Source organism: Tannerella sp., assembly GCF_030528505.1.
GTDB lineage: Bacteria > Bacteroidota > Bacteroidia > Bacteroidales > Tannerellaceae > Tannerella.
Window position 1 is genome coordinate 1 of the sequence record NZ_JAUMYS010000087.1, and the last position, 11,645, is coordinate 11,645.

General features: G+C 48.5%; 8 protein-coding genes. All 8 read left to right on the forward strand.

The features are described from left to right. The first annotated feature begins 478 nt into the window (after window positions 1-478). The 8 genes from Q4A89_RS10950 to Q4A89_RS10985 all read left to right on the forward strand — a co-directional run bounded on the left by Q4A89_RS10950 (window position 479) and on the right by Q4A89_RS10985 (window position 11,578). Complete coding sequence (locus Q4A89_RS10950) at window positions 479-3,205, forward strand: DNA gyrase/topoisomerase IV subunit A (RefSeq protein WP_303185510.1); 2,727 nt, start codon at window positions 479-481, stop codon at window positions 3,203-3,205. A gap of 15 nt (window positions 3,206-3,220) precedes the next feature. Further along, window positions 3,221-4,054 carry a DUF3316 domain-containing protein gene (locus tag Q4A89_RS10955; RefSeq protein ID WP_303185511.1) on the forward strand — a complete coding sequence of 278 codons (834 nt, stop codon included), beginning with the start codon at window positions 3,221-3,223 and terminating at the stop codon, window positions 4,052-4,054. Between the two features lies 1 nt (window position 4,055). Further along, window positions 4,056-5,072: a S41 family peptidase gene (locus tag Q4A89_RS10960; protein ID WP_303185512.1), complete on the forward strand. Its 1,017-nt coding sequence runs from the start codon at window positions 4,056-4,058 to the stop codon at window positions 5,070-5,072. A 244-nt stretch (window positions 5,073-5,316) separates the two neighbouring features. After that, the gene (locus tag Q4A89_RS10965) at window positions 5,317-6,081 is read left to right on the forward strand and encodes a ParA family protein (RefSeq protein ID WP_303185513.1); all 765 of its coding nucleotides are present in this window, start codon (window positions 5,317-5,319) and stop codon (window positions 6,079-6,081) included. 3 nt (window positions 6,082-6,084) lie between these two features. Beyond that, the gene (locus tag Q4A89_RS10970) at window positions 6,085-6,990 is read left to right on the forward strand and encodes a ParB/RepB/Spo0J family partition protein (protein WP_303185514.1); all 906 of its coding nucleotides are present in this window, start codon (window positions 6,085-6,087) and stop codon (window positions 6,988-6,990) included. A 19-nt stretch (window positions 6,991-7,009) separates the two neighbouring features. Then, window positions 7,010-7,711, forward strand: a complete 702-nt coding sequence (locus Q4A89_RS10975; RefSeq protein WP_303185515.1) for a DUF5683 domain-containing protein — start codon at window positions 7,010-7,012, stop codon at window positions 7,709-7,711. Between the two features lie 5 nt (window positions 7,712-7,716). Further along, a complete protein-coding gene (locus tag Q4A89_RS10980) occupies window positions 7,717-9,309 on the forward strand; it encodes a lytic transglycosylase domain-containing protein (protein ID WP_303185516.1) in 1,593 nt (530 codons plus the stop codon). 13 nt (window positions 9,310-9,322) lie between these two features. Continuing rightward, window positions 9,323-11,578 carry a bifunctional (p)ppGpp synthetase/guanosine-3',5'-bis(diphosphate) 3'-pyrophosphohydrolase gene (locus Q4A89_RS10985; RefSeq protein ID WP_303185517.1) on the forward strand — a complete coding sequence of 752 codons (2,256 nt, stop codon included), beginning with the start codon at window positions 9,323-9,325 and terminating at the stop codon, window positions 11,576-11,578. Window positions 11,579-11,645: the final 67 nt, after the last annotated feature.

The window sequence follows — 11,645 nt, forward strand, 5'->3', positions numbered from 1 at the left end:
CCATACAACAAACTAAACAGATGGTATTATTCTAATAAACATTATCCCGAACTCATGTAATTTTTGTTCTCATTTTACTTGCATATTAATATAGTTCGTCAATGGTTGCATGGTACATGTCAAATCGTATATCGCCTGACTGGGCTTCATATTTCCTGTCGAAAAATGGGGGTTGGATAGAGGCCAATCGATGCCGGCGCCAAGACAATGTATGGCCGTCATACAGTCTCTCCAAATTATCTGCTAAGACAATTTAAACTCTCTGCTAAGACAATTTGAATTGTCTTATAGGACAATTTTGGATTTTTTTAGTCTTTGTTTTCCAGCATGTTGTCTCTTCTGTTTTGAGGCGCTCAACAATCCGGTTCTTGGCGTGTAAAAATGGAGTCGATTTACAGCGGACGGGCGGAAGGTCTTGTTTGCGATTCCAACTTTTTCATGTACATTTGCACGGCGCGAATCATATAGGCTTAAGCACATGGCACGAGAAAATCAGACTGAACAAGAACGAGACGAAGAAAAGCTGCCCGACGAAGAAGTCCGGGCTGATGAAAACGAGTATCCCGAAGGTGAAATGCCTGAATCATCCGAGACGGAAGAGGTAAACGAAGAGCATAACACCTTGCCTACGCGTTCGGGGTATGTGGTGCCGGGAGGCGGTGCGGATGCCGTGCATCATCTGCCGGGTATGTATCAGAGCTGGTTTCTCGATTACGCCTCGTATGTGATTCTTGAGCGCGCCGTGCCGCACATCAACGACGGATTGAAGCCGGTTCAGCGACGTATCCTGCATGCCATGAAGCGGATCGATGACGGCCGATATAATAAGGTAGCCAATGTCGTAGGGCAAACGATGCAATTTCACCCGCACGGCGATGCGTCGATCGGCGATGCTTTGGTACAGCTGGGACAAAAAGATTTATTGATTGACTGCCAAGGGAACTGGGGAAATATCCTGACGGGCGACAGTGCCGCCGCACCGCGATACATCGAAGCACGTCTCTCGAAGTTTGCTCTCGAGACGGTGTTCAATCCTAAAACAACTCTTTGGAAACTTTCGTACGACGGTCGTAATAAAGAGCCGGTCAGCTTGCCGATTAAATTTCCGCTGTTGCTTGCGCAGGGAGCCGAAGGTATTGCCGTGGGACTGTCGTCTAAAATCTTGCCGCATAACTTTAATGAACTGATCGAAGCCTCCATCGCGCATTTGCGGGGGGAAGAGTTCAAACTCTATCCCGACTTTCAGACGGGCGGGCTGATCGATGTCTCGAAATACAACGACGGCAGTCGCGGAGGCATGGTCAAAGTGCGTGCGAAGATCGGTAAACTCGACAACAAAACGCTCGTGATTACGGAAATTCCGTTCGGTCACACCACCGGTTCGCTGATCGACTCGATCATCAAGGCGAACGATAAAGGCAAAATCAAAATCCGCAAAGTCGATGACAATACGGCAAAGGATGTCGAGATTCTGATTCATTTGGCGCCCGGCGTATCGTCCGACAAGACGATCGATGCGCTTTATGCCTTTACCGACTGCGAAAAAAGCATTTATCTGAATTGTTGTGTCGTCGAAGACAATAAGCCGCGCTTCATGTCGGTCGGCGATGTGCTGCGTCACTCGGCCGGTCAGACGCTCCATCTGCTGCGTTGTGAACTGGAGATCCAAAAAAATGAATTGCTCGAGTCGCTCTTTTACGCTTCGCTGGAGCGGATTTTTATCGAAGAACGTATCTATAAAGACCCTGAATTTGAGAATGCCAAGAATATGGATAAGGCCGTGGCACATATCGACCGGCGATTGGAGCCTTTCAAGCCCGACTTGATCCGTGACGTTACGCGCGACGATATCCTCCGCTTGATGGAGATCAAAATGGGACGCATCCTCAAGTTTAATGCCGATAAGAACGAGGAACAAATTGCTCAATTGAAAAAAGATATCGCGCAGGTGGAGAAGCATCTGGCCAATATGGTCGGTTATACGGTGGCGTGGTTTTCGTTATTGAAAGAGAAATACGGTGCGGCCTATCCGCGACGCACGGAAATCCGGAGCTTCGATACGATCGAGGCTACGAAAGTGGTCGAAGCCAATGAAAAACTGTATATCGACCGTAACGAAGGATTTATCGGGACGAGCCTGAAAAAGGACGAGTTCGTTTGCAACTGTTCCGACATCGACGACATCATCCTGTTTTACCGCGACGGCACGTATAAAGTCATACGCGTAAGTGATAAAATCTTTGTTGGTAAGGGTGTTATCTATGTCAATGTTTTCAAGCGGAACGACAGTCGTACGATTTATAACGTCATTTATCGCGATGGGAAGATAGGCCGAAACTTTATCAAGCGTTTTGCCGTTACGGGAGTTACGCGCGACAAGGAATATACGGTAACGAGGGGTACGGACGGATCGCGCATCCTCTATTTCAGCGCCAATCCGAATGGAGAGGCTGAGACGGTGAAGGTGATTCTCAAGCCCAAGTTGCGTCAGAAAACACTCGTCTTTGAGAAGGATTTCAGCGAAATCATGATCAAAGGGCGCGCTTCGATGGGGAATATTCTGACGAAAGCCGAGATACATAAAATCACGTTGAAGCAGAAAGGTTCTTCTACGCTGGGCGGACGTCTGGTGTGGTTCGACCGCGACGTGCTGCGCCTAAACTACGACGGGCGGGGCGAAGAGCTCGGCGAGTTCCAGAGTGATGACCAGATCCTCGTTGTGCTCCGCAGCGGTGAATTTTATACCACCGACTTCGACCTGAGCAATCATTACGAAGAGAATATCCTCCTGATCGAACGGTACGACAGTCGCAAGGTATGGACGGCCGTGCTCTACGACGCCGACCAGAAATACGTTTATCTGAAGCGCTTCCAGCTCGAGGCCGGTGGTAAGCGCCAAAATCTGATGGGGGAGAACCCGGAGCACCGTCTCTACCTGCTCACCGACGAAGCGTATCCCCGTATCGAAGTCGTTTTCGGAGGGCACGACAGTTTCCGTGAGCCGCTGACGGTCGATGCCGAACAGTTTATCGGCGTGAAGAGCGTCAAAGCCAGAGGGAAGCGTGTCAGTACGTATGAGGTGGATACCGTCAATGAGTTGGAACCTATGCGCTTTCCTCCCAAAGAGGAAGACAGCGGGTCGGCGACCGTACACGATGAAGAAGGGGAAGAGCGTGAAGAACAGATGAACCTTTTTGACGTATAATAGAAAGGAGCATGTATGAAAAAAACCGTTTGTATCCTTTTTCTTTCGGTACTGGTTTTATCGTTGCAGGCGCAGACAGATGAGCCGCCTCGCTCGGTCAACGAAGCTACATTGATCGGTCTCGGAGGATATAAGATCAAGAATACGTATCTCTCGGCTGTTAAGTACGATGGGTGGGGGATGAATGTGTTGAACGAACGGATGATGCTGGTACGCCCGCGTCTCTCCCGGCAGCAGCTCCTTCACCTCGATTTGTCGACCGTGAGCCATCCTGCCGGAACGTCTCGTGCTTATGCGGGTTTTATCGATTACGCTTACGGCTTGCATTATCATTTCCGCCCGGCGCCCGGATTGAAGCTGCTTGCCGGAGGCTCGGCCGGGGCTATGTTCGGTTTTGTCTATAACTTGCAGAACGGCAACAATCCGATGGCGCTTCATCTCGATCTGGATATGCGTCTCTCGGCAGCAGCCCTTTATACGTTTCACCTGCGCCATTATCCGTTGACGGTGCGTTACCAGACCGATTTTCCGATGGCAGGTATCTTTTTCTCTCCGCATTACGGACAGTCGTATTACGAAATATTCGGTGTCGGCAATTCGGACGGTGTCGTCCGGTTTTCTTCTCTGTACAACAAATTTGCTCTGCGCAACTACCTGACGGTCGATTTGCCTGTCGGTAATTGGACGGTTCGCCTCGGCTATCTGAATGATTTTTATCGGACGAGGGTGAATGGTATTCGAGCCGATTACGTATCGCACAGTTTGATGGTCGGACTGGTGAAGGAATTTATTTCGTTTGGCGGTAAACGCCTTCGACAAAAACATTTATATCAAAGTGCATATTATTGAGATGAAACAGTATCTGAAAGCACTTTTACTATGGCTCGGGATGTTGCTTCCCGCCTGCGAGAAAGCAGATGATTATACTACGGACGCGCGCACAAATTTCGAAGCGCTCTGGAAAATCATGGACGAGCATTATTGTTTCTTCGGATATAAAGGCGTGGATTGGGAAGAAGTCTACCATAAGTACAGTCGTCAGGTGACCGATACGATGGACCGGTATGAGTTGTTCGACTTGTTGGGAAACATGCTGGCCGAACTGAAAGACGGGCATACGAACCTCGTTTCGCCGTTTAATGTCGCCCGCTACTGGTCGTGGTACGAAGATTATCCGGCCAACTTTAACCGCGAGATCCAAAAAAATTACCTCGGAAACCGCTATTCGATTGCGGGCGGCATGAAGTATCTTCAGCTACCGAATACGCAAATCGGGTATATCTATTACGGCAGTTTCTCTTCGGGCATAGGCGATAAGAATCTCGATGAAGTGCTCTTTGCTTTTCGCAAGTGCAAAGGATTGATTATTGATGTACGCGATAATGGGGGCGGCTCGCTGACTCATTCGGACCGTATAGCCTCCCGTTTTCTGAAAAGTAAAATCATTGCCGGATATATTCTGCATAAAACGGGACCCGCACATGACGCGTTCTCTGAACCGTACCCGATTGAGCTGGAGCCCTCGAAGCGTGTTCGTTGGATGCGTCCGGTCGTTGTGCTCACGAACCGGCACAGCTACAGTGCCACGAACGACTTTGTGAACAAGATGCGACTCCTTGATCAGGTCACCATCATGGGTGACCGGACAGGCGGAGGGAGCGGGCTTCCTTTTAACTCTGAACTGCCGAACGGCTGGACGGTGCGTTTCTCTGCCTCTCCCATGCTCGATGCCCAGAAACAGCATACCGAAAGCGGCATCGACCCGGATGTGAAAGTGGATATGAAGAGTGAAGATATGAAGAAAGGAAAAGATACGATCATCGAAGAGGCTATTCGGCTTATCGTTTCAAAGACCGGAAAAGACTGAATAACCGATCTTATATTTCATTGAAAGGCTTTTGATACCGAACTCGTATGGAGTGAAAGAGTTATTTCATCCGTTTTTTAAGAGGGTCTGTAGAGGTGCTTACTAAAGTTTTTACCGCGTCTCTCCTGCGAGATGGAACAACAGCGAAGTGAAAGTAAAAAAAAATACATACCTTTGCGAGTTACAATAGCAAGGATAAAACGGAAACAAATACGCCCGATTGTAATAAAAACAAAAGAACACTATGGGAAAAATTATCGCATTAGCAAATCAGAAAGGCGGTGTTGGCAAGACCACCACAACCATCAATTTGTCCGCGTCATTGGCGGCTTTAGAGAAAAAAGTGCTGGTAATCGATGCCGATCCGCAGGCTAACGCTTCTTCCGGATTAGGCATTGACATCAAAAGCCTCGATTGCTCGCTGTACGAATGTCTTATCAACGGTGAAGAACCGCAGAAAGCGATCGTAAAAACCGAACTGGAGGGGCTGGATGTCTTTCCGTCACATATCGATCTGGTCGGTGCGGAAATCGAAATGCTGAATATGGAACAGCGAGAGCAAATCCTGAAGCGGATCGTTGAGCCTTTAAAAAGTGCGTATGACTACATTCTGATTGACTGTTCTCCTTCGCTGGGACTGATTACCGTCAATGCGCTTACGGCTGCCGACTCGGTCATCATTCCCGTTCAGTGTGAGTATTTTGCCTTGGAGGGAATTAGTAAGCTCCTGAATACGATAAAGATTATCAAGTCGAAATTGAATCCCGCACTGGAGATCGAAGGTTTTCTGATTACCATGTACGACTCGCGTCTGCGGGTCGCCAATCAAATTTACGAAGAGGTGAAACGCCCGTTCCAAGACTTGGTGTTCAAAACGGTCATTCAGCGAAATGTGAAATTGGTGGAAGCATCGAGCTTCGGAAGACCTATCCTGCTTTATGATGCAGACTCGAAAGGCACGGCCAATCATATGCAATTGGCACAGGAAGTAATTGAGAAAAATAAATAACAGATGGCAAAACCGAATAAAAACAGATTAGGACGCGGGTTGGAGGCGCTTCTTACCCCGCCGGACGAAGTGACGACAAGCGGCTCTTCTTCGATCAACGAAATCGAGCTGGCGCAGATTGAACCCAATCCCGACCAACCCCGTTCAATCTTCGAGGAAGATACGCTGAACGAACTGGCCCAATCTATCCGTACATATGGCGTCATTCAGCCGATTATTCTGAAAGATACGGGGTCGGGCAAATACCTGATTATTGCCGGTGAGCGTCGTTATCGCGCGGCCGTTAAAGCCGGACTCGAAAAAATACCGGCTTATATTAAAACATCTGCCGATGAAAATATAGCGGAGCTTGCTCTGATTGAGAACATACAACGGGAAGACTTAAATGCCATTGAAACGGCTTTGGCGTATCAGAAACTGATCGATTCGAACGGCTTCACGCAGGCAGAGTTGAGCGAACGCGTCGGAAAAAAACGAACTACGATTGCCAACTACCTTCGCCTTTTGAAGCTCCCGGCAGAAATACAGGTCGGGCTGAAAGACAAACGCATCGATATGGGGCACGCGCGTGCCATGATTTCGATCGATGATCCCGAAGTGCAGTTGGCACTGTATGAGCAGATCATCACGCAGGGATTATCTGTCAGAAATGTCGAAGAACTGGCTCGGAATGCTTTGGCCGAAGGAGAAACGAAACCTCAGGAGGAGGCGGCTTCGTCACAACCTTCGCGCAAAATTCTGCCGGAAGAATTTAAAATCCTCAAGGAGCATTTGTCGTCGTTCTTCCGAACGAAAGTGAAGCTCACTTACAACGAGGAAAACGGAAAGGGCAAGATTACCATACCGTTTAATTCGGAAGGGGAGCTGGAAAATATCATGGGACTTTTAGATCGCATGAAAGAAGGGTAAATCAAGAGCGAGAAGCCTCATGAAGAGTCGGTATAGCAAAAAGATAATCGGTGTCTTGTGTTTTGTCGTGAGCTGGATAGGCTGCTCCCTCGAAGGGAATGCGCAGGAAGTGATCACGGCGACAGCAGATACGATCCACATACCGACAGACGCAGCCGGGCTTCCATGGCTGGAGGGGGACACCATAAAGATGAACGGGGTGTCTGCCGCCTTCAAACCCAACCCGAAAAAGGCTGTCATCTATTCGGCCATCTTTCCTGGATTGGGACAGGTCTATAACCGGAAATATTGGAAACTGCCTCTTGTGTATGGAGGGTTTATGGGATTTATCTATGCTGTGACATGGAATAACAAAAACTACCGTGACTATTCGGAAGCTTATCTGCACGTGGTGACGGACGACCCGACCAAGCCCGATACGTGGCATTCGAGCTGGCAAAATTTTGTGCCGGCAGGCAGAGACCCGAAGGATTATATCGCTAACGCGAACTTCAGAAGTAATCTGAAAAGCGGAAAAGATTATTACCGTCGTTATCGCGATTTAAGCATTATTCTGACGGTCGCGTGGTATTTCCTTTGTATTGCCGATTCTTACGTTGATGCGCAACTGTTCGACTTCGACATTTCGAGCGATTTATCGATGCGTCTTGAGCCGATGATTATACCGCGCACAAGTTACAGTCCGCAGTTATACGGACTTAATTGTAGTATAAAATTTTAATGAGTATGAAGAAGTTTATTTTTGCCTTGTGGATATGTTTTCTGACGGCTTGGGCCGTTTCGGCTCAGGACGACCGTAGCAGCAGCCGTTCGGAAGTGATGAACTACTCCGTCTTGTCGGCCGACTCGGCCTATGAAGCAATCGGACTGATTCCCGAAGTGATGGACGAAAATGTAAAGGCCTTACTTCAGAGCTGGCATGCCCAGTATTTTTCGCAGACGGAGAAGCATTGTCTGGACGATAACGAAAACGTTTATTTCTCCGACGAAGTGTACCGTGACCGGTTGGCCCGTATTCCCAGTATCATTCCGCTCGATTATAATCCGATTGTGCGTAACTGCATCAGCCTGTATGCCGACCGGCGTCGCGATCTGGTACGTTATATGATGGGAATGGCGGATTTGTACTTCCCGCTTTTCGAGCAGATTTTAGATCAGTACGATTTGCCGCTCGAATTGAAATATCTGGCTGTCGTTGAGAGCGCTCTCAATCCAAGAGCCTTGTCGCGGGTGGGGGCGGCCGGTCTCTGGCAGTTTATGCTTCCTACCGGAAAACTTTACGGATTGGAAATAAACAGTTTGGTGGATGAACGTTTAGATCCGTATGCTTCCACGCATGCAGCGTGTCGTTACTTTAAAGATATGTATGCCACTTTCGGCGACTGGCATCTGGTACTCGCTTCGTATAATTGCGGGCCGGGTAATGTGAATAAAGCGATCCGGCGTGCCGGAGGACGAACGAATTTTTGGGACATCTTTCCTTATCTGCCGAAAGAGACGCGTTCGTACGTGCCGCTCTTTATCGCTGCGACGTATATCATGACGTATCATTGCGAGCATAATCTCTGTCCGATGCAGACAAGCTTGTCTGTCGCTTCGGATACGATTATGGTTCGGAAAATGTTGCACCTTCAACAAGTCTCGGATGTACTGAAAGTCGATATGGAACTTTTACGCACATTCAATCCGCAGTACAAACGTGAAATCATTCCGGGCCATATCAGGCCTTCGGTGCTTAAATTGCCTGTGCAGGCTACGTATGCTTATATTACTCATCAGGATACCATCAATCTGCATCGGGCCGAGGAGCTTTTAGCAGGCAATCTTTTGGCAAATAATTCGTCTGCTCCGGCAAAGGGCGTCGGCTATTCGACGAACGAGACCATCAGACATACGGTAGAATCGGGGGAGAACCTTTACACGATTGCCAATCGGTATGGAGTTACGGCTCAAAATATTCGTAAATGGAATCGGTTGAAATCGAATCGGGTGCCGCGTGGGAAACGGCTGGTCATTCATGTCGATAACGGAGGCGTCAGCTATGGATCGACGACACAGTCAGGAAGCAGTGACCTTGCGGCGATTGCTTCGGAAGTTTCCCGGACGGGTTCATCTTCATCAGCGGTGAAGCCTCAAGCCCGAAAGAAGCCGGCGGCTTCTCAGAAAGGATATGTGTCGTACAAAGTAAAATCCGGCGATTCCCTTACGAAGATTGCCCGGAAATACCCCGGAGTTACGGCGGCGAAAATCCAGTCGGCAAACCGGTTGAGGAGTTCAACCATTCATGCCGGCCAGATATTGAAAATACCGGTAGGGTGATAACAGAAAAAACATGAATACACAGGAAGAGCTACTTACGGCCGAGGAGCAAATGGTTCAGGATGAATTTAAGCGTTTGCTCGACGATTATTTTCATACGAATCATCGACGGAAGATTGAACGCATCACCAAAGCCTTTAATTTCGCTCATCAGGCGCATAAAGGCGTCAGGCGTCGTTCGGGCGAACCTTACATCATGCATCCTCTGGCGGTAGCCCGCATCGTTTGCAATGAGATGGGACTTGGCTCTACATCGATCTGTTGCGCCTTGCTGCATGATGTGGTCGAAGATACGGAATACACGGTCGAGGACATTCGCAACATGTTCGACGACAAAATCGCTCAGATCGTAGACGGACTGACGAAGATCAGCGGGGTCATTTTCGACGAGCAGGCATCGGCACAAGCCGAGAATTTCCGCAAGTTGCTGCTCACCATGAGCAGCGATATCCGCGTGATTCTGATCAAGATGGCAGACCGCCTGCACAACATGCGTACGCTTACTTCGATGCTGCCGGCCAAGCAGTATAAGATTGCGGGTGAAACGTTGTTTTTATATGCTCCGTTGGCACACCGGCTGGGACTGTTCGCAATCAAAACAGAATTCGAAGACCTCAGTTTTAAATATGAGCATCCGCAGGAATACGAAAGCATCAATCAGAAACTCAAGGCTACCGAAGGGGCGCGCCAGCGTTTGTTCGAAAAATTCGCCCAACCGGTGCATCAGAAATTGCAGGCCATGGGATTGACGTATGAGATGCGTGCCCGCGTGAAATCGGCGTATTCGATCTGGAACAAGATGATGGCCAAGAAGATACCTTTCGAAGATATCTACGATCTTTTTGCCGTTCGGATCATCTTCGAGCCGAAGGAAGGGGTGGATGAGAAGAATCTTTGCTGGGATATTTATTCGGCCATTACGGATGTGTACCGTATCCGTCCGGACCGGCTTCGCGATTGGGTGAGTCGTCCTAAATCAAACGGTTATCAGGCGCTTCATGTGACGGTGATGGGGCCTGACGGGCAATGGATCGAAATACAGATTCGCAGTCGCCGGATGGATGACATTGCGGAGAAAGGGTTTGCAGCTCACTGGAAATACAAAGAACAGCATGTCGAAGAAGATACGGAACTGGATAAGTGGCTGGCTACGATTACCGAGATTTTGGAAAGTCCGAATCCCAATTCGCTCGATTTTCTGGATACGGTAAAGATGAATCTTTTCTCGTCCGAAATCTTTGTTTTTACCCCCAAAGGAGATATCAAAACTCTTCCTCAGGGAGCGACAGCGCTTGATTTCGCATATACCTTGCATACGAATATCGGGAATAACTGTATCGGTGCGAAGGTGAATCACCGGCTCGTTCCGCTGAGTCATCCGCTGTCGAGTGGAGATCAGGTGGAAATTCTGACATCCCGTTCGCAGAAGCCGGCTCCCGAGTGGCTGAGCTATGTCGTGACGGCCAAAGCACGAACAAAAATCGAGGCTTATCTCAAACGCGTACGCCGCGAAACTGTCCGGGAAGGAGAGCAGAAACTGTTGGATGCGTTTAAGAAAGCCGGTATCGAGCCCACCACCTCACGAATGGATAAGGTGGCAATTTATTATGGCTTCTCGTCGCGTGAAGATTTCTGCTATGCGATAGAGAAAGGCGATATGACCCTTTCGGATAATCTCAAGAAAGTGATTCAGGAGAAGACGGATAATGTGCTTTTCAAATACCTCAAACAGGCGCTTCGGGTAGGGAAAAAGAAGCAGATACAGATCACGGTTTTGCCGGAAAATCATAAAAAGAAGCTTTCGGAATACGATCGCAAGAAACCTTATCTGCTCAGCGAAAACAAATTCGACCGGAATTATGTGGTGGCCAGCTGCTGTAAACCGATTCCCGGCGATGAAGCGCTAGGATTTATCAATGACGACGGCAGCGTGGTCGTACACAAAATATCCTGCCCGATTGCCACGCGGCTGAAAAGCAGTTTCGGCGAACGGATTCTCTCTACGGTATGGAGCAACCATATCAACACATCGTTCGAAGCAACCCTCGAAATCAAAGGAATCGACTCGCTGGGCGTTTTAAATACGATTACGAAAACGATTTCGGAGGATTTCAATGTCTATATTCAGAAATTATCCATCGAAGCCAAAGACGGAGTATTCGAGGGGAAAATCAAGATGATGGTACACAACGTAGAAGATATTCAGAAAATGTGTGTCATCCTTTCAAAAATCAAGAACATCAAATCGATCGCCCGGATTGCGGATTAATGGATAAAAAGCGGTCAGCATTCAGCCGTCAGCCCAAACAACTCAACATTTCAACAACTCAACAACT

Excerpts from the sequence above, each read along its gene's own strand:
- Q4A89_RS10950 (WP_303185510.1), top strand. The coding sequence starts at position 479 with ATGGCACGAGAAAATCAGACTGAACAAGAACGAGACGAAGAAAAGCTG.
- Q4A89_RS10955 (WP_303185511.1), top strand. The coding sequence starts at position 3,221 with ATGAAAAAAACCGTTTGTATCCTTTTTCTTTCGGTACTGGTTTTATCG.
- Q4A89_RS10960 (WP_303185512.1), top strand. The coding sequence starts at position 4,056 with ATGAAACAGTATCTGAAAGCACTTTTACTATGGCTCGGGATGTTGCTT.
- Q4A89_RS10965 (WP_303185513.1), top strand. The coding sequence starts at position 5,317 with ATGGGAAAAATTATCGCATTAGCAAATCAGAAAGGCGGTGTTGGCAAG.
- Q4A89_RS10970 (WP_303185514.1), top strand. The coding sequence starts at position 6,085 with ATGGCAAAACCGAATAAAAACAGATTAGGACGCGGGTTGGAGGCGCTT.
- Q4A89_RS10975 (WP_303185515.1), top strand. The coding sequence starts at position 7,010 with ATGAAGAGTCGGTATAGCAAAAAGATAATCGGTGTCTTGTGTTTTGTC.
- Q4A89_RS10980 (WP_303185516.1), top strand. The coding sequence starts at position 7,717 with ATGAAGAAGTTTATTTTTGCCTTGTGGATATGTTTTCTGACGGCTTGG.
- Q4A89_RS10985 (WP_303185517.1), top strand. The coding sequence starts at position 9,323 with ATGAATACACAGGAAGAGCTACTTACGGCCGAGGAGCAAATGGTTCAG.